Source organism: Mucilaginibacter sp., assembly GCF_965200995.1.
Taxonomy (GTDB): domain Bacteria; phylum Bacteroidota; class Bacteroidia; order Sphingobacteriales; family Sphingobacteriaceae; genus Mucilaginibacter.
On sequence record NZ_OZ241743.1, the window covers coordinates 3,699,479 to 3,721,239 of the forward strand.

Below are 21,761 nucleotides of genomic sequence, written 5' to 3' on the forward strand. Positions count from 1 at the left end.
CCTGCTTTTTATCAATTATGCACGCTTAATAACCCCACCACACAGGGTAACTCCTGTTATGCTAAATTATAATGAATAAGCTCATTAAAAGTATTATATATTTCTCACTCCGGCACAGGGCAATGGTATTCTTCATGACAGGGATACTGGCCGTATGGGGGGTGTACAGTTATCTGAATACGCCGATAGAAACCTTTCCGGATGTAACCAATACCCAGATCGTTATTATTGCACAATGGCCCGGCCACAGCGCCGAAGAAATGGAAAAGCTGGTGACCATACCTATGGAAACCGTTTTAAACTCCGTACAAAAGAAATCCAACCTGCGTACTACCTCCTCCTTCGGCCTTTCTTACATACGCATTATTTTTGATGATGACGTAGATGATGCCTTTGCGCGCCAGCAGGTAATGAGCCGCATTGTAAATGCGGAACTGCCCGACGGCGTTAAGCCGGAAATAGAACCCCCATACGGCCCTACCGGCGAAATTTTCCGCTACACGCTCAAAAGCCGCACCAAATCACTGCACGAGCTGACCGCCATACAGGATTGGGTGCTTGACCGCCAGTTTAAAGCCATCCCCGGTGTTGCCGATGTGAACAGCTTCGGCGGCGAAGAAAAAACCTATGAGATAAGCGTTGATCCATCGCTGTTGCAAAAATACGGCTTAACCTCGCTGGATGTTTACAACGCCGTAAGCCGCAGCAATATTAACGTAGGCGGAGATGTAATTGAAAAAAATGACCAGGCCTTTGTGGTACGGGGCATCGGGTTGATCAACAACATTGGTGAGCTGGAAAATGTAATTATTAAAACAGTTAACAATGTGCCGATACTGACACAGAACGTTGCCCAAATAAAGGAAAGCGGGCTGCCCCGCTTAGGGCAGGTTGGCCGCGATAAAAGGAATGATGTGATTGAGGGCATTGTAGTGATGCGGAAGGGTGAGAACCCGGCCGACGTACTACAGCGCATACGTGATAAGGTGACAGACCTTAATGCGAACGTGTTGCCAAAGGATGTACAGATCTCCACCTTTTATGACCGTACCAACCTGATTGATTTCTGTACCGAAACCGTTATTCATAACCTGGTGGAAGGTATTGTACTGGTAACCGTAATTGTGTTTCTCTTTATGGCCGACTGGCGTACTACCTTAACGGTAGCCATTATCATTCCGCTGGCGCTGCTGTTTGCCTTTATATGCCTGCGTTTAAAGGGTATGAGCGCCAATTTGCTTTCCATGGGTGCGGTTGATTTTGGCATCATTATAGACGGTGCGGTGGTAATGGTGGAGGGCATATTTGTAGCCCTTGACCATAAAGCCCATGAGGTGGGTATGGAACGCTTTAACAAACTGGCCAAACTGGGCTTGTTTAAAAATGTAGGCGCTGAAATGGGTAAGGCTATCTTCTTTTCCAAGATCATTATCCTTACCTGCCTGGTGCCCATCTTCGCCTTTCAAAAGGTAGAAGGTAAAATGTTCTCTCCCCTGGCTTATACCTTAGGTTTTGCCTTACTGGGTGCATTGCTGTTTACCCTTACGCTGGTGCCGGCATTGTCCAGCATCCTGTTGCGCAAAAATGTAAAGGAAAAGCACAATCGTGTAGTTATTTTCTTTGAAAGCGGCATACGCCGAATGTTCAACTTTACTTACCATAACCAAAAGTTAAGCTTGATAGTGTCTATAGCTTTTATGGCATTAACTTTTCTTTCGGCCAAGTTTTTAGGAACAGAGTTCTTACCGCAGTTAAATGAGGGCGCACTGTGGGTTACTGCCCAGCTGCCCATGAGCACCTCTCTTGAAAGCTCTGTTGACGTAACGAATAAAATGCGTGCCATATTAGGCAGTTTCCCGGAAGTAAAGCAAACCTTGTCGCAGGTGGGCCGCACCAATGATGGTACCGACCCGAAAGGGTTCTTTAACGTACAGATACAGGTAGACCTGCTGCCCAAAAAGCAATGGAAGCGCCACATAACCCAGGAAGAGCTGATTGCCCAGATGGATAAAAAGCTGAGCCAGTTTCCGGGCATCATTTACAACTATTCGCAGCCTATTATTGATAATGTTGCCGAAGCTGTAGCCGGTGTACCTGCCTCGATGGCTGTAAAAATATTCGGGCCCGACTTTGATGTGCTCGATCATAAGGCCAATGAGGTAATGGCAGTGCTGAAAAAGATTCAGGGGGTTGAAGACTTAGGTGTGCTGCGCAACTTAGGTCAGCCGGAATTTCGTATAGAACTTGACCAGAGGAAAATGGCCCGCTATGGCGTGGCTACGGCTGATGCTAACTCGGTGATTGAAATGGCCATTGGCGGTAAAGCAGCCTCGGTATTATACGAGGGCGAACGCAGATTTGACATCAGGATACGCTACCAGAAAATTTTTAGAGATACACAGGAAAAGATTGAAAACCTGATGGTTCCAACACTTAACGGTTCCAAGATTTCAATCAAGGAAATTTCTACCATCAAACGAGTAACGGGCCCTGCATTCATCTACCGCGACAATAACAGCCGGTATATTGCGGTAAAGTTCTCTGTACGCGGCCGCGATTTGGGCAGTACCATAGCCGAAGCCCAGCATAAGGTTGGAGATGCTGTAAAGTTAAGCCAGGGCTACACCTTTACCTGGAACGGTGAATTTGAAAACCAGGTGCGCGCCTCTAAAACATTATCGCATGTGGTGCCCGGTTGCTTAATTGTCATCTTCCTGATTTTGTACAGCATGTTTGGCAACGCCAAAGATGCCCTGCTGGTAATCATGAACGTGCCGTTCGCCTTAATTGGCGGTATCCTGGCCCTGCACATCACCGGTACCAACTTCAGTATATCAGCGGGTATCGGCTTTATTGCGCTGTTCGGGGTATGTATACAAAACGGGGTGATCCTGATATCGGTGTTCCGCAAAAACCTCGAAGCGGGTATGCGATTGGATGAAGCGATACTGCAAGGCGTAATCTCACGTGTACGCCCGGTGGTAATGACTGCCCTGATGGCCGCCATTGGCCTGATGCCGGCTGCCATATCAACCGGCATTGGTTCTGAAACCCAAAAACCGCTGGCCATTGTGGTAATCGGGGGCCTGGTTACGGCCACCATATTAACATTGCTGATACTGCCGATTATTTACAATATGGTATACAACCTGATACACCGCCGCGAGAACCGGAAACTGTTGAAAAAACTAGGTGCAATCAGCAGTTAATAGTAATGTTCAGTAACAGTATTCACAATTTGAGTACTGATATAGGTACAAAACCCTGCTGCCGTAAATGATACGATTTACGGCAGCAGGGTTTTATATTATCTGCTTATGTACTGGTTTAGAATTATTGAAATCCGGCGATAGCCGTACATCAGTTAAAAGCGGTCAGCAATAATTATCAACGGCTTTTATGCGCCCATTTATGCAGTTTTAGAACTTTTTACGCCCGGTTTAACCAGGTTAACGTAATTAAATACCTTTAAAGGGCGTTCCGGATCAATGTGCTACCGTAAATTTTTCAATACCAGTAGCACCTGTTTTCGGTTCATAATCTTGTAAACAGGCTAAAGCAGCAGCAGGTTCCGCCTCTCCCTGAACGAAATATATGGTATCCCATTCTACCAGTTTCAACATAATGGGAATGAGTGCATGTCCCTTTTCGGTAAGGCTGTATTCTACGCGCGGGGGCATTTCCTTAAACTCTTCGCGAAGGATCACGCCATCTTCTTCCAGCTCCTTTAATGTCGATGTTAGTACTTTACGTGAAATAAGGCCTACGGATGCCGCTATCTGCCCAAAACGGGCCTTCCTTTCACGCAGCGCCCAAATGAGAATAGGCTTCCACTTTGTACCTAATATAGCCATTGACCGGTGCATAGGACAACTGCTGTATTGGAATACTTCTTTTTTCATCACTGGATATTTAAGGGTTACTGCTAACTGCCATCTATTGTTACAAATATAAACTATTGATAGTTACTTTGCGGAACAATAAAATGCAAATAAAACACTAACCAACAAAGCAGCCGTAATAACCGCCGGTAATAGCGGTACAGGATTAGCTATAGCCATTTAATTGCAGGAAAAGGCGCAAAGACAACCACTGCCGGGCGGAACAGGGAAACCCTTAAACTTGCGGCAGGACGGTAACCCATTATACGCAATGGGCTTCGCTTTGGGAGTATTAAATCGTGTTTGCTACACCCGAAGTAACGGAGCATGAAAAACCCGCGGCTCTTGCCATTGAGTTTAAATCTGTAACTTAAAATATAATCCGGACAGATGGCACCGATAGCTGAATACTTTCTCATTCGTGCGGGCCGCACCGGTGTTCAGAGGCATTAAAGTTGCATGAAATCTTACAACTATAAGCTCTAAAAAGTGTAAACCCTGCTTTTTTGTATAGCCTTGATTATGAACAACTTAATTATTATATTTTCTGAAAAGTGTAAACTTTGCCTTTACACTTTTTTAACTCTTTATTGAGCTAAAAAGGATAGCATAGCGCCCCTATCGAAAGAACAGGAATCAGGCCAATGCTGGACCTGTTTCGGCATTGCACCAGGCAGGTATAGCGCTGGTCTGATGTCTGCCTTTTGCCTTTGGCTGGCGCTGCCTATAAGGTGCATAAACAAGCTTAGCCTGCTGTAAGTGCGGTACGCTTAACTTAAAAAAGGCCTATCGAACACTTAATCCGCAACCCATTAAAGGTAATCATGTTCTGATTAGTTGCCTGAAACAAAAACAGCCTCTTTTCCAAAGGAAAAAGGCTGTTTGAATGTGTGCGCCCACCTGGGCTCGAACCTATTTCCTTAAATCACTGTATTTCAATGATTTGCTTATGTTCTCGTTGTTTAAGGTAGTTACATAGGTAACACGCCCTAACGACTATACAAATATACGATTTTGCTCACTTTAACGAGAAAATTGATCGCAATATCGAAAATAAAAACCCCAACATTTCATAAGCCAAACTTGATTTCCGACGAAGGCGCTTTGGTATAGCTTTTAAAGAAACGATCCCAAAAAGGAAAAATCGAACCGTAATTGGAATTGGTTTCTGAGATTATTTTAGAATGATGTATCCGGTGCATTAGGGGGCTTACAATCAATCTTCTTAGCTTATAATCCAACTTAGTGTTGATACAGATATTCGAATGAACAAGCAAAACAACCGGGAAAAACAAAATGCCATAAGCTACCAATCCTGTGACTGTAATGCCCATCAGCACCAGAAAGACCGCCTTTGCTAATACGGAAAAAAATAATTCTATCGTATGGAATCGGACTGCCGTTGTAGAATTCATACTTTCATCCTCATGATGAAATTTGTGAAATTTCCAGAGCATTGGTATTTTATGGTTGATCCGATGCCACCAATAAACGAAAAAATCAATTAAGAGAATTTGAATAAGCACTGATAGGAATGCAGGAATTTTTGAAAAAGGAACCAGGCCTAAATGCTGTCCCGCAGCGTAATTCATAATCTTCTGCAAACCGTAGCCGCTAATAAACGAAAATATTAGATTGATGATACCAATGGCGATATTCATCAGATCATGCCTCTTCTTTAAAATTCCTTTTTGTTCCGGAAAAATATGCTCCGCAATGTAAGTTAATACAAAGAGCAGACCTATTGCTAATGGCTGTAATACATTATTCATAGCTTGGAACTTACCGTTAAGTCGATAGAATTCTGTTTCAAGAATTCCTTTTCCTATTAAATTACGATGAAATTCTGATATTAGGTTTTAATAACCAAAAAACGTTTTTATTCGATAAGCTCAAAAGCTATCTACCGTCGAATAACGTATGTTTTCTATAACCAAAGAACTATGGATAACTATCTTGAAGAAACTGTAAATGTATATCGCGATGCGGCGTTAAAGCCCGATGTTGGCCTTTGCTGTACGACCACGCCCTTAAATGCTTTTCCGGGCTTGAAAATACCCCAGATCATGCAGGAAATGAATTATGGCTGCGGCTCTATAGTGAGCGCTAATGACCTGGCTAACGAACCAAAGATCCTGTATGTAGGTGTCGGAGGCGGTATGGAACTGTTGCAATTTTCTTATTTTAACAGAAACGCGCAAGGTGTGATCGGGGTGGATATTGTGGACGAAATGCTGCAAAGCTGCGCTGCCAACCTGATTGAAGCTGAGCATTTGAACCCGTGGTTTAAAAAAGAATTTATTGATCTCCGCAAAGGTTCGGCACTTTCGTTGCCCGTCGAAGACAATTCGATAGATGTGGCAGGGCAAAATTGCCTGTTCAATATCTTTAAGGAAAACGATTTGAAACAAGCCTTAACCGAAATATACCGAGTGTTAAAGCCCGGCGGACGTTTGGTGATGTCTGATCCGGTTTGCGACCAGCCGATGAACGAGGCGTTACGCAGCGATGACAGGTTAAGGGCCTTATGCCTGACCGGCTCCTTATCATTAAGTGATTATATTAAAAGCATCACCGATATTGGCTTTGGTACGATTGAGATAAGGGCTAAAAGGCCGTATCGTATTTTGGCTCCTGGACAGTACCCTACTAACGAGTTACTTTACATTGAGAGCGTAGAGGTTTGCGCTATTAAAGACCCTATGCCTGCTGACGGCCCATGTGTGTTCACCGGCAAAGCCGCTATTTATTATGGCGAAAAAGAATATTTCGATGATGAAAAAGGACATATTCTAATGCCTAATCAACCTTTGGCGGTGTGCGACAAAACAGCGGGTAACCTGGCAGCGTTGAATCGTGACGACATTTTTATATCAAACTCCACCTGGTTTTATGACGGCGGTGGTTGTTGCTAATTTAAACTGCTAATGAAGATATTTATCACAGGTGTTACCGGTTATATAGGACAGAAACTGGCTTTACGGCTGGCTGCAGACGGGCACACTATACATGCCCTGGTACGTGATAAGGAGAAAGGCAGGTTGTTGTTGAAACACCCAAATATAACGCTATTTGAGGGTGATATTTTAAATCCGCCATCCCTGTTAACTGCCATGAAGGGTTGCCAACAGGTTTACCATCTCGCTGCGTTGGCATCCGTATGGCATAAAGACCCGCAAAGCTTCCACATGATTAATGTGAGCGGGCTGCGAAACGTTTTGGACGCTTGCCTGGCATCGGGCATTAAAGACGTTTTATTCACCTCAACTGCCGGAGTTGTAGGAGATTCTGTAGATGGCAAACCAGTATGTGAAGGTACGAACGCCAACCCAAAACTGGAAACCTCGTATGAGCAAAGCAAGGTGGAAGCCGAAAAGCTTTTGAAAAGCTATATTCCTAAAGATATCCGTGGCATCATTGTTAACCCCAGCCGGGTTTATGGCCCAGGGATATTAACCGAGAGTAACGGCTTTACCCGTTTGATGAAAATGTATATTAACGGACAATGGAAGATCAAACCCTGCAACGGCAAAAGCATTGGCAATTACGTTTACATAGATGATACGATAAACGGGCTGATAGCCGCGATGGAAAAAGCAAAGCCCGGTGAGCGTTATTTATTGGGTGGCGTTAATGCCACCTACAATGACTTTTTCAACTTGGTAGATGAGTTAACCGGGGTAAAAAGGAAAATGTACAATGTTCCATTGCCGGTGATGCTGTTCCTGTCTCGTGTACAGGTAATGATGGCTCAATTGTTTGGAAAACAACCGATGATCACACCCCAGTTTGTACGCAAATACAACAAACACTGGATCGTCAGCTCTCAAAAAGCAGAACAGGAAATAGGCTATACAATAATGCCTTTACGCGAAGGTGTAAGCAAAACGCTCGACTGGCTTAATCAACCTGTTTAACAGCCATAGCCAGTTCATCATAAGTATAAGCCGCTTCGTGAAACCTTTTTTTTCCGTTCTTTACAATTAGGGTTCCCGGTAATGCGCCGGACCAGTCAGGGCTTATTTTTTCATTATATGAATTTGGTGCTTCGTTCAGCAGGTAAATTTCGCCGGATAATTGATGCGTTTTAACAAAGGGTTGCACGCCGCTTCCCAGTTTAGATTTCAAGTCTGTGCTGATTAGGATCACTTTAACAGGCTTGCCCTTTACCGATGCCTTAAATTTTTCAAATTCGGGAAGTTCTTTTACGCATGGTTTGCACCATGTTGCCCAAAAGTTGACTACGTATGTCGTGTCTTTTCCCTGTTTCATCCGGCTTTCTAATTGGGAAACCGAAATGAGTTTAACCTGTTGGGCTTTTAAACTTACTGATAACAGCAAGCAAAAGGCAATCGTATATAGAATTTTATTTGTCATGACTTTAATTACCTTTAACGGGCACTGGTTGATATACGTACATTTTAACCGATTAGATGTGTGAATTAAACGATGAAGATAAGCATTATCATACCTGTTTTTAATGAAGCTGAACATATCGGCAAACTGGTTGATTACCTAACCCGTTTTGGTAAAGGTAGTTTAGCAGAGATCATAGTTGTAGATGGCGGCAGTAGTGATCATACCTTGTTAGCGGCAAATAACTCTGGCGCAACGGGCGTTATTAGCCCTCAAAAAGGCCGTGCAGCACAAATGAATTTTGGCGCTTCACTTGCTAAGGGCGACTTGCTTTACTTCGTTCACGCAGATACCCTACCGCCAGAGACTTACATAACAGATATTACGAACGCCGTAAAAGCCGGATATGATCTGGGTAGGTATCTTTCTACTTATGATAGCAAAAGCTGGTTGCTTAAGTTAAATGCTGTGCTGAGCCGGCTGGATACGTTCGGCGGTATGGGTGGGGATCAAACCTTGTTTATCACTAAAGATCTGTTTAAACAGACTGGCGGTTTTGACGGCACCATGAAAATTATGGAAGAGTTTGAGTTTTGCGCCCGCGCCCGCAAACAGCGTAAGTACAAAATTATCAAGAAGCCCGTATTGATTTCCGCCCGAAAGTATGATACCAATGGCTGGCTTACGGTTCAAAAAGCTAACTACACCATCGTCAAAATGTATCAGAAGGGAGCAAGCCAGGAAAGCATGGTATCAAAATATAAAGAAATGCTAAACTACCGCTAAAGGGATATTCCGTTTAAGTCCAGATCGGCAGCTTCATCGACATCATGCAATTTTTCAAGTAAGCTATGGTTTAGTTTCAATTGGCTTATTGTCGAAATCGTCTGGGTAGCGACCTGATCCGTACTCCATTCCTTATCCGTGAATAATTCAGGAATGTAATGGTTGCAACCCAACAGGTAATAGCCGCCATCAAAAGTAGGCCCAACAACTACATCGTTATCATTCAGCTCGTCTATCGCTTGCTCCAATACGTGTGTCTGTAACTGGTAGCAATCGCTGCCAATGATCATTACCCGTTTAAAACCTTGGTCAAACAATTCTTTAAAAGCGTTGGACATCCGTGCGCCTAAATCGGCTCCAAACTGCTGCCTTTTCGTATAGCCGGGGAAAGTCCAAATGTCGTGTTCAATCACCTGGTCGGTGTAATAGATAAATTTCCGGCAGTTTAGCGGAATCGTGATCTGCCGGGTATGGCTTAACAATAAATTATATACTGCCAATGCCTGTTCATCGCCGATCACATTTGCCAAACGGGTTTTAACCTTTCCTAATTCCGGGTGCCGCACAAATACAATTAGTGCTGTCTTCATTAGGTTTTTAAAATCAGTCATCATGCTATCGTTTTAATTTCGGGCGGTTGTTTAAAAAAATAGCTCCAGCATAGCACGGCGAGTGCGGCTCCTGAAACGGGCGCTAATATGTAAATCCATAAGGTGCTTAAATTCCCAGTGATTAGCGCAGGGCCAAAAGACCGGGCAGGATTCATGGAGGCACCACAGATAGGGCCAGCAAAAAGCGCCTCGAATAAAACCACACCGCCAATGGCAAGTCCTGCAAACATACCCTGCTCTTTACTTCCTGTGGCTACGTTGATAATTACAAGCATTAGAATAAAGGTAAGTATGAGTTCCAAAATAAAGGACTGTGCATTTGAGCCGGAAGGCACGGTCCAGCCCAGATCTGTATTTTGTGGGAAAAGAAATTTTAAGGTTAAACTGGCAAATGTTGCCCCCGTAAACTGACTAATAATATAAGGAATAAGACATTTAGCCGGAAAGCGTTTGGCCAGCGTAAACGCAATGCTTACCGCCGGGTTCATATGCGCACCCGAAACGCTACCTAATGCGTAAATCATGCTCATCACCACCAGGCCGAAGGTAACTGCAACTCCTAAATGGGTGACAGTATGTACCTGTTCATCAATAACGACCGCACCTGTGCCGCAAAAAACCATAATATAGGTACCTATGAACTCGGCAAGGTATTTTTTCATTCTGCCAATATTTATTCAGCTACTGCACCGCCGCAACTCGAACCTGCCCCAGCCGTACAACCGTAGCAGTGTTGTTTCAAAATGATCTCCCTATTTTTGAGTAAACCTAAATCAAAATCTGACAAGTGCTGTGAGGTTGCCGGAGTAACTTTCAAGTCAAGCATCTGGTTAAAATCACAATCATATAAAAAGCCGTCCCAGCCTACCGAAATGGTATTGCGGCACATCACATTGGCCACTGCGGCGGGGTTAAATGCAGCAATAAGCTTATCCATGTATTTATCGTAGTTACCGGTCGTCAACAAGTAATCCAGATACCTGCTGATGGGCATATTGGTTATGGCAAAAAGGTTATTGAAACTAATGTTGTATTTCTTCATCAGTTCAAACTTATACTCTTTTTCAAGCGCATCCTGCGATGGCGGCAGAAAGGCACCTGCCGGGTTATAAACCAAATTTAACGTTAGCCCGGTATCTTGCATTCCATAGCCAACTGCATTTAACATTTGAAGCGCCTTAATAGAATCTTCAAAAACACCGTCCCCACGTTGTTTATCCGTTCTGTCCTGGGTAAAGCTGGGTAGTGAAGAAACCACTTCTATCTGATGGAGCTTGAAGAACTCCGGAAGATCATGGAAACGCTTATTGGCTAAGATAATGGTAAGGTTACACCGGACAATGATATGCTTCCCCAATGCTTTGATCTGCTCCACAAACCACCTGAAATCAGGATTTAATTCGGGTGCGCCGCCTGTCAGGTCAACTATTTTAATTGGAGAGTTGGCTAACACATTTAAACAAAGTTGCATCGTTTCCCGCGTCATGATCTCCTTGCGATCCGGCCCGGCATCCACATGGCAATGCTTGCATACCTGGTTACACATCTTGCCCATGTTCACCTGGAAGATGTCTACACCGCCGGCCAATAATGGGAACATACCAATTCCCGCAACTTTCTCTTTGAACGAAGCATGTTTGTGCGCGGGGTTATGTTCCAAAATATCCAGCTGATAGGAGCTGTTAGCTAAAGGGTTTTGCAGAACTTTTAAGGATTTGATCATTACATACTAATTTCTTTCACCTTGTTCATCATCTGTACACCGTGTACCAGTACCGCGCCGCCTTTAATGGCCGAGGCTACATGCACCGCTTCCATCATTTGCGCTTCGCTAAAACCCTTCTCATAGGCATCGCTGCTGTAAGCATCAATACAATAGGGACATTGAACGGCATGGGCTACTGCCAAAGCGATCAACGATTTTTCTTTAGCAGTTAGTGCGCCGTCTTTAAATACTTCCCCATAATAGGAAAAGAATTTGTCGGCCATTTCTTTCTGATAATCCCCTATATTTCCAAATTTGCCGAGGTCTTCAGCGTTGTAATAATGATCAGCCATTGTTTTCAGATTTGTAATTATTCAAATATAAACTCCAGTCGTACTTTTTAAAATGGATAGTTGGTTTAGTTCCTTCCGGGATGATCTTATTACTGATTAAGATTTCCAGCATACCTTTTCTTCCGCCAAAATCATGACGGAACCAGCCCATCAATGCCGGTACCTCCACGGTATTAGCCGCTTTACTATAAGTTACCTCGCCTTTTAAATAGGTTTTAACCGCAACATTCAGTTGTTTGTCGATTTGTTCCGGCTCATAAAAAGCGATGGGCGGACAGCTTTTAGCCCCGCAGTTTAAAGCGAAATGAATGCGGTAATCGAGTTTTGCAACCCGAAACTTTTTTTCAAACCCCGAAGGGAAAAGTTTACCCAGGTAACCCTCGCTCCATTTCACCTTGCTATGGCGTAATATCCCATGCTCGATCAGGTCAAGACTTAATTCCTGACCGGCGATATAGATTTGTTTACTGGAAAAAAAGGAACCGCGCGTTTTATACTGATCCGGATCTTTCTTCAAGATCACTTGTGTAAAACCGTTATACAGGTTTAACCAGAATGCCAGTTTTTTATGATCATTATTCAACTGCTCCGCTAAAATATTTGGATTTGAATTTTTTAAAGTATCAATAAATGCTGCGGTACTATCTCCTGTTTTGGCAGCATACAGGAAATTTTGTGACAGCTTGATATAGTCTGTGGCTTTGACCTTTTTGGTTTGCGCATTGACCGATACCCCGAAAAGGATAAAAAGCAACATCAGAGCAGATCTGAACGAATGTTTCAAAAGCATATATAAATTACGTAATTTAATTTCTTATGGCTTTATTAAATGGAAATAAGAATTATTTGGATATATCGAATATTAATCGTAATATTGCAATATAAAGTATGGGCTTAACAAAAACAGAGATATTCACCGACGAACAGAACAGGTTAGCTGTGATGCTGAAAGCAATCGCACATCCTGCACGTATCGCTATCTTACAGGAGATCATCAAATCGAATACTTGTATCTGCGGCGACCTTGTGGATGAATTGGGTTTGGCTCAGCCGACCATATCACAGCATTTGAAAGAACTGAAAAATGCCGGTTTGATACAGGGCACCATTGAAGGCGTTAGTGTTTGCTATTGCATTAATCCTCCGGTTTGGAACGAGCTAAAAGAACAAATGGGCGGCTTCTTTGCGGCTTATGATTTGAAGGCGACCTGCTGTTAAAAAAATTTGAATTAATCCATCGTAATATTACAATATAAATAAATTGAAAGCCATGAATAAAGTAGAATCGATCAACTGGAAAACCTTTAAAGATACACTATTACAGCATCCTGATCTCGACCTGCAATTTCAATACGCGGAAGGCAAATTAGTAGATGCAGCTTATCATATCACTGAGATTAAACAAGCTCCTATAACCTCAGTAGATTGCGGCGGTGTCATGAACGCCTGGACAGAAATAATCGTGCAGTTATGGGTGCCAGAGGGTGAGCAACAAGAGCGCTCGATGAAAGTTAGCAAAGCTTTGTCTATCGTTGATATTGTAGAAAAAATGTTGCCGCTTAATCCGAATGGTACGGTAAAGATCGAATTTGGTAATTCAGAATTTGATACCCGCCAGATGTTCCCTAACGAAATGATCGTGGACGGCAATGCTTTAACAGTTGATCTGCGCCCTGATGCCGTGCAATGTAAAGCAATAAGCCGTGGCGGCAGTTGCGGTACGGATGACAAAGGCGAAGAATGCTGTACACCTGCCGTTGCGGAAAAGCCTAAAGTTCAATTAGTGAACCTGGCTGCACCTGCGGAAGCTTGCTGCACACCCGGTGGTGGCTGCTGTTAAATTTAAAATATGATAATCGACCAGGCCCAAACATACAGGGATAAAATAATTGAGCTGCTGGTGGCTGAAAAGCTGCCGGTAGCCGATCTCCCGGAAACACTGGATAACTTTATTGTAGCCATTCAGGATGGATGTGTTGTTGGTGTCGGCGGTGTGGAAGTCTATGGCAACTATGGGTTGCTCCGTTCTTTGGCCGTGCATCCCGACCATCGGGGAACGGGGATTGCAGGAAGATTGTTAGCACGACTGGACAGCATGAGCAAAAAGAATGGACTTTCAGTTTTGTACCTATTAACCGAAACCGCGCCAGCCTATTTCGAGCGAAAGAAATACAAAAACATTACGCGGGAGGAAGTGCCCGCCGAAGTTCAAGCATCATCTGAGTTCAGCCATGTTTGCCCGGTATCAGCCGTCGTTATGAAAAAAGAATTATGAGCAAGAAAAATATATTAGTGCTGTGCACCGGTAACAGTTGCCGCAGCCAATTAGCCGAAGGTTATCTACGCTACTATGCAGGAGAAAAAGCAAACGTTTACAGCGCAGGGATAGAAACGCACGGCGTTAATCCCAAAGCCATCCAGGTCATGGCAGAAGACCATATTGATATCTCCAAACACACCTCTAACTATGTGGATGAATACATCACTATTCCATTTGACCAGGTGATCACCGTTTGCGACAACGCGAATGAAGCCTGCCCGTTCTTTCCGGGTAAGGTCGAACGTTTCCACGAGAACTTTCCAGATCCAGCTAAAGCAACCGGTACACCTGAAGAAATCATGGACGAATTTCGACGGGTTAGAGATATGATCAAAGTCTATGCGGCTGATTTTGTAAACAACCACGTTAACTAACTTTTTTTTAGACCTATTAATCGCTAAATAGCAATAAACCAATTAAACCATAAAACTAAAAATCATGAAACACTTATCCTTACTTTTCTTAGCAGGCTTACTGGTAGTAAGTTCTGCTTTTGTACCTGTGGCAGACCCTATTTATCCTGAACTGGCACAAGCATTTAAACAGATCAAAAAGAGTAGTGCTATTACGGATGATCGTCAGGAAGTACTTTACGGTATCCAGCAATTGGGCATTGTTACCAAAAGCAAGAAACAGCCGGTGATCGTGGAATTTGTAGGCAACGATGGCTTTAGCGCACCTATTGCCAAAGCGGTACTAAAATTATCATTAGATCTTTCGGTATCAATGATATAAAGATCTTCGTAGTCGGTGCAGCGTCATCTGCTAAAGTTGCACCTGCATTAGCGAAACTGGGCTTTAAGATCAGCGGCGAGGAAGCTAAATATAATGACCAGGGTGGCTCGGTGACGATGGAAACATCGCCTTCAAACCCGCAGGCGATCCACGTATTGGTACAGGAAACCGCTGCATCATTACTGACCAGTCCTGATAAATTCGCTGTAAAACTAAAATACACTGCTTACCAATGGGTGCAACCGATGAGCAATACGAGGCGCAAGCCAAACTAATCACCTCGGAAATGTTATTCGCAGCTTCAAAATTCAAAGAAAACTGGAAGTAGTTAATACTCAATTCATATTAAAACACGAAATACGCAATAAATTATGTCAGCAAACAACTGTGCCCCGGTGGCCGAACGTAAAAAACTAAGCTTCCTCGATAGCTACTTAACCCTTTGGATATTCCTGGCGATGGCCATTGGTGTAGGTATAGGTTACTTTATCCCATCTTCATCCGGTTTTATTAATTCCTTTTCGAGTGGCACAACCAATATCCCTTTAGCTATCGGCCTGATCTTAATGATGTACCCGCCGCTGGCAAAAGTGAAATATGAGAACATGGGCGAGGTATTCAAGGATACAAAAGTATTAAGCGCTTCGCTTATCCTGAACTGGATCATCGGGCCGATACTGATGTTTGTTTTGGCGATCACTTTGTTACGTGACAATCCGGCTTACATGGTCGGATTGATACTGATCGGGCTTGCCCGTTGTATCGCGATGGTGGTAGTTTGGAATGAACTGGCCGAAGGCAACCGCGAATACGCAGCAGGTCTGATCGCTTTGAACAGTATCTTCCAGGTACTATTGTACAGCGTTTATGCTTATCTCTTTATTACCGTACTACCGCCATTATTCGGGTTGAAAGGTTTAGCCGTCAACATTACCATTGGTGAAATAGCCAAAAGCGTTGGCATCTATCTTGGTGTCCCGTTTGCAGCCGGAGTGATCAGCCGCTATGCTTTAATCAAATTGAAAGGTGAAGAATGGTTCCAAACCAAATATGTACCATTCATATCGCCTATAACCTTAATCGCTTTGCTGTTTACGATTGTCGTGATGTTCAGCTTAAAAGGCAAACTGATCGTGCAGATACCATTTGATGTATTGCGTATCGCTATCCCATTGGTGATCTATTTTACCATCATGTTTGTGTTGAGCTTCTTTATCGGTAAGTCATTCGGTGCGGATTATTCAAGATCGACATCAATTGCTTTTACTGCCACGGGTAACAACTTTGAACTGGCGATAGCTGTTGCTATCGGCGTATTTGGCATCAACTCCGGTGAAGCCTTTGCCGGGGTGATCGGCCCGTTGGTGGAAGTGCCAGCCCTGATCGCTTTAGTCAACCTGGCCTTTTACTTCCGCAAAAAATATTATACCGCTAAAACTCTAACAGCTTTATAAATGAAAATTGCTCTTTTTTCTGATATACACGCCAATCTGCCTGCATTGGAAGCATTCTTTGCCAATGTGGAAACACAAAAACCTGATGCCATCTATTGCTTGGGCGACCTGGTAGGTTATAACATCTGGCCGAATGAAGTTATCGACGATATCCGTAAACGCAATATTCCTTGTATTACGGGTAATTATGACTTCGGCATCGGTCGCCACAGCGATGATTGCGGCTGTGCCTATAAAACTGACGAAGAAAAGGCCTTGGGCAAAGTATCCATTGCTTATACCAATGAGGTAGTGAAAGACGAACAGCGGGCTTATTTGCGCACCTTACCGGCACATATCCGTTTAGAGTTCCAGTTGAACAATGACAAGTTGAATGTACTGTTTGTGCATGGCAGTCCGCGTAAAGTAAACGAATACTTGTTTGAAGACCGGGACGAAAAAAGCATGTTGCGTATAATGGAAACGGCTGATGCTGATGTGATGTGCTTCGGACATACCCACCAGCCTTATCACCGTGTACTTGCGGATAACGGCCAGTTTTATCACGCCGTCAATATCGGCTCCGTAGGTAAACCAAAGGATAAAGATCCACGAGGCGGCTATGTGCTATTGCATATCAACGAAAGCAGTTCTAAAACAGAAAAAGACAGTATCAAGGTGGAGTTTATCCGCTTTGATTATGATATTGAAAAAGCAGCCAAAGCGGTTGAGGATAGTCCACTGCCCAATGAGTACGCGGATATGTTAAGGAACGGCTAAGATGAGGATCGCACTTTTTTCTGATATACACGCCAACCTTCCGGCGTTTGAGGCATTCCTGGCTGATTTGGACAGCCGTAAAGTGGATGCTGTCTATTGTTTGGGCGATATGATCGGTTATAACATCTGGCCGAACGAAGTTATTGCCGAGATACGCAGGCGCGGCATTGCCACACTGGCCGGTAACCACGACCAAAAAGTAAAAGGCTATGCTTACGAACTGGTATCGGCAGAAAACCGGGGTTATCTAAATACCTTGCCGGCGTATATCAAGCTGGAATATCCTAACCTGAATATCGCACTGGCGCATGGCAGTACCAGAAGTATCAATGAATATGTTTTAGAAGATACGGACAAAAGCTATGTGGTGGACATGATGGTTGAAGCGAAAGCTGATGTGCTATGTGTGGGCCATTCTCATTTACCTTACCACCGCATTATTAGCGATAAGCATATAATCAATATTGGTTCGGTGGGTAAACCGAAAGACGGTGATCCCAATGGCTGCTATGCACTACTTATGATTGAGGATAGCATTCAGGTTGAGTTTATCCGCTTCGCTTACGACATTGAAAAAGCAGTAACGGCCATACTGCAAAGTCCGTTACCGGATGAACTGGCAGATAGGCTTAGAAAAGCTTATTAGATAACAAAGCCCCTAACGATACGTCCGGGGCTTCTATATGCAATTAATGCTTATTTACAACAATCAGCTTTTGTGCAGGTTGTTTTAGCGCATTTCTGTCCTTTAGGGCAACTCGTGCAGGTAGCCTGCTTTGCTTTCGCTTTTTTAACAGGAGCGTTAGAGTTTGCCATTACAGAAGTTGCGGCAAATGCAATTGCCAGCATGCTTAACATTATCTTTTTCATTTTTTGTCTTTTTAAATTTAAATAATAATCCGTTTGGAGGTTTAGGCGGGCGGTATTATTTAACAGACTTTCGGCGGTTTCCAGTCAGCTTTCTGATAATCCGATAAATAAGCGGTTCTATGGAGAGGGACTGGCTGTTTCAGCAAAAAAGAGAAATTAGATTCCAACTTCAATGTGCCAACAGGAATAAACCCGCAAATACTGCAGGAAAACAACATGGCACAACCCTGCTTTTCGCAATCGTCGGATTGGTTTTTAGAGGAATTATGATGACAGGCATCCTTTCCTGTCAGTTTTTTACAGCAATCCATTTTAGCCTTAACGGTAGCACTTACCATCCCCGGAAACGAAGAAAGGAATAGGATGCAAACGATAAGCAGGACTGCTGAAAATTTCATTTTGCTATTCAACGTTAATATTAGAGAAATAGTCTTTACAAAAAGGTAAGATTAAAATTAATCGATTTTCATTTTTTGTATGCGCACGGCATTCAAGATAGCAAACAGGGCTACACCAACGTCGGCAATAACAGCCTCCCACAAATTGGCGACACCCCCAGCACCTAAAACAAGCACAATTACTTTAACTACCATTGCAATGGTTATATTTTGCCAAACAACCCGGCTGGTGATTTGACCTACTTTAATAGCCGTAGTAATTTTGGAAGGCTGGTCATTTTGGATCACAATATCTGCTGTTTCAATGGTAGCGTCACTACCCAGGCCGCCCATGGCAATACCGGCATCAGCCAAAGCTACGACAGGCGCATCATTCACCCCATCACCCACAAAAGCTATCCGGCTACCAGCATCTTTAAAACCCTGTACCTTTTGAACTTTACCATCGGGTAGCAGATCACCAAAGGCTTTATCGATGCCCAAGGCTTTCGCAACTTTATCTACTACAGCTTGTTTGTCCCCTGATAACATGACGGTTTCCAATTTCAAAGCATGCATTCTTTCAATTGCCTCTTTTGCATCTTCCTTAATTTCGTCGGCAATGGTGATATAACCCACATATTTATCATTAACAGCCAGTAAAACAACGGTGTCAACTAAATTATCTACGTCAGCAGGATAACTGATATTAAACTTTTTGAGCAGCTTTGCATTTCCGGCAAGCACGGTTTTGCCGTTGACTGTTCCCTTTAAACCATGACCTGATATTTCTTCAACGTTTTCTGCCTTTAATTGACGTTCCTGCTGACCTGCATATTCAAAGACGGCTTTGGCTATAGGGTGGGTAGAATTGGCTTCGATAGCAGCGGCGGTTCTTATCAGTTCATTCTTATCAAAGTTCTCCGTAACGACTTCCTGTACTTTAAACACCCCTTTGGTAAGTGTGCCGGTCTTGTCCATAATCACGGTATTGATCTTGGTCATTACGTCCAAAAAGTTAGAGCCTTTGAATAAAATACCATTTCTTGAAGCCAGCCCGATACCGCCAAAATAGCCCAATGGGATGGATACCACCAGCGCGCAAGGGCAGCTGATTACTAAAAACACCAATGCCCGGTAAAACCATTGATGAAAGTTATAAGGGTCTGTAAAAAAGTAGGGTGCAAAGCAAACCAACAGGGCCAGTGCAAAGACTATTGGTGTATAAATTTTAGCAAAGCGGCTTATAAAAAGCTGCGTTTGCGATTTACGGGCGGTCGCATCCTGCACCATTTCCAGGATCTTACTCAGCTTGCTATCCTTGAACAAGGATTTAACCTGAACCTCCGACACCTTGTCCAGATTGATCATTCCGGCTAAAACTGTTTCACCTTTCCTTTTGGTATCGGGTTTGCTTTCTCCGGTGAGGGCGGCCGTATTAAAAGTAGCTGCATCTGAATAAAGTTCACCATCAAGTGCAACTTTTTCACCGGCTTTAACTTGTATGATCTCATCAACCTTAACAGTTTTCGGATCTGTTTCGGTTGGCTTACCGTCACGCATAACAGTTACCTTATCCGGCCTGATATCCAACAACGCTTTAATGCTTTTCTTTGCTTTATTCACGGCAGCATCCTGAAACCATTCGCCTATGGAATAGAAAACCATTACGGCAACGCCCTCACTGTAGGAACCAATGCTGAAAGCACCGATGGTCGCTACGCTCATTAGAAAAAACTCATTGAAAAAATCAAAATGCTTTGCCTTGCGCCAGGCCATTGCCAAAACATTATAGCCAGCCAACCCGAATGCAATCAAAAAAATGATCAGATTGACGGGAAATGGCGGTTGGTACTTAAACGCGTTTTCCAACGTCAGCATGACGATCAAAATAAGCAGGGCAGTAAGCAGCGGCCAATGGCTCAGCCAGGTTTCCTCTTCTGCTGGTTTGTTCAGATCAAGGGTTTCATCGTCGTCTTCTCCCTCTTGTTCTTTTACGGTATTAACCTGCTCCCCATCTATTTCAGGGATGACCTTTGTATCAGGCGACCCTGTTTTTATTTGCTTGTCTTTAATTTCTTCTTTCATTGTTCACGGTACAATGGGGTTTACCCCCTTACTTTTGGTAACTTTTATAAATAGAAATAGCCATGCCTATAATGGCTAAAATAATAACGATATAAGCAACGATCAAACCAATCACCCTGACCACTTTCATCCATTGTGGCTGGGCGTAACTTTTTGGCGGCCTCCCTTTCGGCACATTCACTTTAGACTTTGTTTTATTAATTGCCATCTTCGTCTGTCGCTGAAACGGACGAAAGAATATAGAATGCCCCTTTAGTGACAATTTTGACACCTGTTGGCAGTTCTTCTAATAATTTGATCTCTGTATAACCTAAATCAGATACACCCGTAACTACCTCTGCCTTGTCAAAATAATAGGTCTTGCCTGCAGATGCCTTATCATCGTCTTTATCGCCTGCCTTTTCTTTATCTTCTTTGGCTTCCGGTTTTTCCTCTACTTTTTTAAGGTAATAGATATATTCCTTGCCGCCGGATTTCACAATGGCATCAGTAGGCACGGCTGTAGTTGTTTGATTACCGACATCAATTAATGCAGATACATACATACCTTGTATCAAATTGTTCTTTGCGCTATTGTCAATGATCGCATGGGCGATGACGGACTTGCTTTCATTTTCAAAAGACTGGTTTATGCCGTAGATCCTGCCGATTATAGTTGTGTTATTTTGATTGGTTAATATGAAATTAACTTTTTGCCCCGCTTTTACTTTAGCTAAATCTTTTTCGTATACCATCAGGTCGCAATGTACTTTGGATTTGTCTACGATATTCATAAGAGGCTTGGAAGGCTCCGCGAAAGAACCAGTTTCAATATTGATCTTGCCGATAGTCCCGCTGATCGGCGCAAACACCGGTATTTCTGCGGTAATATTCCCTTTTGCTGCGCTGACCGGACTAATACCAACTTGTGATAATTGCCTGCCTAAAGCTTTTACCCTGGCCTGGTCTGCCTGATAGGTACTCTCTGATTGCTGATAAATTTTTCCGGTACCTGCATTTTGGGCATTCAATTCGCTTTGCCGCTCGTATTCCTTTTGTGCGTAAGCCAGGCTGCTCATGGCGGTCATATAGTCCTGTTGTAATTGGATAAGCTGATTGTTTTCTATGGTTGCCAGCTTTTGTCCTTTGTGCACATAGCCTCCCTCTAAAACAAATATTTGTTTCACCACGCCGCCCATCTGCAAAGTTACCTCAGCTTTGTTTTGCGGGGGTACGTCAAGCTGCCCGGAAACTTTAACAACTGATTTCAGGTTTTTTTCTTCTACCGTTCCAAAGCTGATACCAACCGCGTCAATTTGACTTTGGCTCAAATGGATACCTTCATCGGTTTTACTTTTAGGAGCTTCTGTTTGATCGGACTGCGCTGGTACTTTTTTTTGATTGCAACCCGTTCCGGTAATGATGAATAATAGTACAGGTAATATCAGCAATAGCTGTATAGACTTATTTTTTAAAGTTAGTTTCAT

At 43.4% G+C, this 21,761-nt stretch carries 24 protein-coding genes; 12 read left to right on the plus strand and 12 right to left on the minus strand.

Annotated features, from left to right (window positions below; all coding sequences use genetic code 11):
• The first annotated feature begins 71 nt into the window (after window positions 1–71).
• A complete protein-coding gene (locus ACY652_RS17260) occupies window positions 72–3,209 on the plus strand; it encodes an efflux RND transporter permease subunit (protein ID WP_462265632.1) in 3,138 nt (1,045 codons plus the stop codon).
• 276 nt (window positions 3,210–3,485) lie between these two features.
• Here ACY652_RS17260 and ACY652_RS17265 read toward each other — a convergent pair whose 3' ends face one another.
• Window positions 3,486–3,902: a winged helix-turn-helix transcriptional regulator gene (locus ACY652_RS17265; protein WP_462265633.1), complete on the minus strand. Its 417-nt coding sequence runs from the start codon at window positions 3,900–3,902 to the stop codon at window positions 3,486–3,488.
• Window positions 3,903–4,951: 1,049 nt separating this feature from the next.
• Window positions 4,952–5,653, minus strand: coding sequence for a sterol desaturase family protein (locus ACY652_RS17270; protein ID WP_462265634.1), 702 nt, complete (start codon window positions 5,651–5,653; stop codon window positions 4,952–4,954).
• 171 nt (window positions 5,654–5,824) lie between these two features.
• Between ACY652_RS17270 and arsM the strand changes: the two genes are divergently transcribed.
• Both arsM and ACY652_RS17280 read left to right on the plus strand, forming a co-directional pair.
• Window positions 5,825–6,796, plus strand: coding sequence for an arsenosugar biosynthesis arsenite methyltransferase ArsM (gene arsM, locus ACY652_RS17275; protein WP_462265635.1), 972 nt, complete (start codon window positions 5,825–5,827; stop codon window positions 6,794–6,796).
• A 12-nt stretch (window positions 6,797–6,808) separates the two neighbouring features.
• On the plus strand, window positions 6,809–7,798 hold the full coding sequence (locus ACY652_RS17280; protein ID WP_462265636.1) for an NAD-dependent epimerase/dehydratase family protein: 990 nt from the start codon (window positions 6,809–6,811) through the stop codon (window positions 7,796–7,798).
• On the opposite strand, the gene ACY652_RS17285 is transcribed toward ACY652_RS17280, so the two are convergent.
• A complete protein-coding gene (locus ACY652_RS17285) occupies window positions 7,782–8,375 on the minus strand; it encodes a TlpA disulfide reductase family protein (protein WP_462265637.1) in 594 nt (197 codons plus the stop codon). The two genes, ACY652_RS17280 and ACY652_RS17285, sit on opposite strands and share 17 nt — an antisense overlap.
• Here ACY652_RS17285 and ACY652_RS17290 point away from each other — a divergent pair.
• Window positions 8,331–9,023, plus strand: a complete 693-nt coding sequence (locus ACY652_RS17290; protein ID WP_462265638.1) for a TIGR04283 family arsenosugar biosynthesis glycosyltransferase — start codon at window positions 8,331–8,333, stop codon at window positions 9,021–9,023. The two genes, ACY652_RS17285 and ACY652_RS17290, sit on opposite strands and share 45 nt — an antisense overlap.
• On the opposite strand, the gene ACY652_RS17295 is transcribed toward ACY652_RS17290, so the two are convergent.
• The 5 genes from ACY652_RS17295 to ACY652_RS17315 are packed head-to-tail and all read right to left on the minus strand — an operon-like array spanning window position 9,020 to window position 12,449.
• On the minus strand, window positions 9,020–9,613 hold the full coding sequence (locus ACY652_RS17295; protein ID WP_462265639.1) for a TIGR04282 family arsenosugar biosynthesis glycosyltransferase: 594 nt from the start codon (window positions 9,611–9,613) through the stop codon (window positions 9,020–9,022). The genes ACY652_RS17290 and ACY652_RS17295 overlap by 4 nt on opposite strands.
• Before the next feature lie 20 nt (window positions 9,614–9,633).
• The gene (locus ACY652_RS17300) at window positions 9,634–10,296 is read right to left on the minus strand and encodes an MIP/aquaporin family protein (RefSeq protein WP_462265640.1); all 663 of its coding nucleotides are present in this window, start codon (window positions 10,294–10,296) and stop codon (window positions 9,634–9,636) included.
• Window positions 10,297–10,307: 11 nt separating this feature from the next.
• Entirely contained in the window at window positions 10,308–11,357 is a 1,050-nt protein-coding gene (arsS, locus tag ACY652_RS17305; protein WP_462265641.1) for an arsenosugar biosynthesis radical SAM (seleno)protein ArsS, read from the minus strand.
• Window positions 11,357–11,692, minus strand: a complete 336-nt coding sequence (locus ACY652_RS17310; protein WP_117383553.1) for an arsenosugar biosynthesis-associated peroxidase-like protein — start codon at window positions 11,690–11,692, stop codon at window positions 11,357–11,359. The genes arsS and ACY652_RS17310 overlap by 1 nt, the downstream gene beginning before the upstream one ends.
• On the minus strand, window positions 11,685–12,449 hold the full coding sequence (locus ACY652_RS17315; protein WP_462265642.1) for a DUF547 domain-containing protein: 765 nt from the start codon (window positions 12,447–12,449) through the stop codon (window positions 11,685–11,687). The genes ACY652_RS17310 and ACY652_RS17315 overlap by 8 nt, the downstream gene beginning before the upstream one ends.
• A 131-nt stretch (window positions 12,450–12,580) precedes the next feature.
• On the opposite strand from ACY652_RS17315, the gene ACY652_RS17320 reads away from it, so the two are divergent.
• The 8 genes from ACY652_RS17320 (at window position 12,581) to ACY652_RS17355 (ending at window position 17,606) form a co-directional block, all read left to right on the plus strand.
• On the plus strand, window positions 12,581–12,910 hold the full coding sequence (locus ACY652_RS17320) for an ArsR/SmtB family transcription factor (protein ID WP_134336577.1): 330 nt from the start codon (window positions 12,581–12,583) through the stop codon (window positions 12,908–12,910).
• 52 nt (window positions 12,911–12,962) lie between these two features.
• A complete protein-coding gene (locus ACY652_RS17325; RefSeq protein WP_462265643.1) occupies window positions 12,963–13,532 on the plus strand; it encodes a DUF6428 family protein in 570 nt (189 codons plus the stop codon).
• Window positions 13,533–13,541: 9 nt separating this feature from the next.
• Window positions 13,542–13,967 carry an arsenic resistance N-acetyltransferase ArsN2 gene (arsN2, locus tag ACY652_RS17330; RefSeq protein WP_462265644.1) on the plus strand — a complete coding sequence of 142 codons (426 nt, stop codon included), beginning with the start codon at window positions 13,542–13,544 and terminating at the stop codon, window positions 13,965–13,967.
• Window positions 13,964–14,386: an arsenate reductase ArsC gene (locus ACY652_RS17335; protein WP_462265645.1), complete on the plus strand. Its 423-nt coding sequence runs from the start codon at window positions 13,964–13,966 to the stop codon at window positions 14,384–14,386. The genes arsN2 and ACY652_RS17335 overlap by 4 nt, the downstream gene beginning before the upstream one ends.
• A 64-nt stretch (window positions 14,387–14,450) precedes the next feature.
• The gene (locus ACY652_RS17340; RefSeq protein ID WP_462265646.1) at window positions 14,451–14,747 is read left to right on the plus strand and encodes a hypothetical protein; all 297 of its coding nucleotides are present in this window, start codon (window positions 14,451–14,453) and stop codon (window positions 14,745–14,747) included.
• Window positions 14,748–15,118: 371 nt separating this feature from the next.
• Window positions 15,119–16,201: an ACR3 family arsenite efflux transporter gene (gene arsB, locus ACY652_RS17345; protein ID WP_462265647.1), complete on the plus strand. Its 1,083-nt coding sequence runs from the start codon at window positions 15,119–15,121 to the stop codon at window positions 16,199–16,201.
• Window positions 16,202–16,960 carry a metallophosphoesterase family protein gene (locus ACY652_RS17350; RefSeq protein WP_462265648.1) on the plus strand — a complete coding sequence of 253 codons (759 nt, stop codon included), beginning with the start codon at window positions 16,202–16,204 and terminating at the stop codon, window positions 16,958–16,960.
• Between the two features lies 1 nt (window position 16,961).
• Complete coding sequence (locus ACY652_RS17355) at window positions 16,962–17,606, plus strand: metallophosphoesterase family protein (protein WP_462265649.1); 645 nt, start codon at window positions 16,962–16,964, stop codon at window positions 17,604–17,606.
• 50 nt (window positions 17,607–17,656) lie between these two features.
• On the opposite strand, the gene ACY652_RS17360 is transcribed toward ACY652_RS17355, so the two are convergent.
• From ACY652_RS17360 to ACY652_RS17375, 4 genes are all read right to left on the minus strand, one after another.
• Window positions 17,657–17,830: a hypothetical protein gene (locus tag ACY652_RS17360; protein WP_462265650.1), complete on the minus strand. Its 174-nt coding sequence runs from the start codon at window positions 17,828–17,830 to the stop codon at window positions 17,657–17,659.
• A 455-nt stretch (window positions 17,831–18,285) separates the two neighbouring features.
• On the minus strand, window positions 18,286–20,295 hold the full coding sequence (locus tag ACY652_RS17365; protein WP_462265651.1) for a heavy metal translocating P-type ATPase: 2,010 nt from the start codon (window positions 20,293–20,295) through the stop codon (window positions 18,286–18,288).
• Window positions 20,296–20,323: 28 nt separating this feature from the next.
• The gene (locus ACY652_RS17370; RefSeq protein ID WP_462265652.1) at window positions 20,324–20,503 is read right to left on the minus strand and encodes a hypothetical protein; all 180 of its coding nucleotides are present in this window, start codon (window positions 20,501–20,503) and stop codon (window positions 20,324–20,326) included.
• Complete coding sequence (locus ACY652_RS17375) at window positions 20,493–21,761, minus strand: efflux RND transporter periplasmic adaptor subunit (protein WP_462265653.1); 1,269 nt, start codon at window positions 21,759–21,761, stop codon at window positions 20,493–20,495. Before ACY652_RS17375 ends, ACY652_RS17370 begins: the two co-directional genes overlap by 11 nt.